At 51.8% G+C, this 786-nt stretch carries 1 pseudogene; it reads left to right on the top strand.

Going from position 1 to position 786, the window contains the following annotated elements:
* Positions 1–786 (top strand): annotated as a pseudogene (locus ACTHUM_RS16120) (LUD domain-containing protein); the annotation flags it as partial.

A 786-nucleotide genomic window follows, 5' to 3' on the forward strand; every position in this document is an offset into this window, starting at 1 on the left:
TCACAAGACCAAAGAGCAGGTTAGCGAGCTTTTCCATCAAAACCTCGGCACTCCATTAACAGACGACGTAGACCAGTTGACCGGATTTGCGCGTAAAGCATTGCGCGATATTTACAGTACTGCCGATGTCGGTTTGAGCGGTGTGAACTTTGCCGTTGCGGAAACAGGCACTTTGTGTCTGGTCGAAAACGAAGGCAACGGCCGCTTGAGTACCACTGTACCGCCTGTGCACATCGCCATTACCGGTATTGAAAAAGTGGTTGCGAAGCTGTCGGATGTTCCACCTTTGTACAGCCTGTTGCCACGCTCCGCCATTGGTCAGAACATTACTACTTATTTCAATATGATTACCGGCCCTCGCCGTAGCGAAGAGCTTGACGGTCCTCAAGAAATGCACTTGGTACTGCTTGATAACGGCCGTAGCCAAGCTTATGCAGAAGATCAAATGCGCCGCACCTTGCAATGTATCCGTTGCGGTGCGTGTATGAACCACTGTCCGGTTTATACCCGTATCGGTGGCGCGGCTTACGGTACGACTTATCCCGGCCCAATTGGCGAGATTATCTCTCCGCATTTGTTAGGCTTGGATGCGACACGCGATCTGCCGACTGCGTGTACCATGTGTGGCGCCTGCGTTGAAGTTTGTCCGGTACGCATTCCGATTACCGAACAAATGCAACGTCTGCGTGTTTAAGCACAACGTTCGCCAACCGAAACCGTTCCTCATCCTATCCGTGGTCAAGGTGCATCGCATACTTTCGGCGAACAAATGGCATGGCGTACGTT

This window comes from Neisseria sp. P0021.S006 (genome assembly GCF_051956895.1).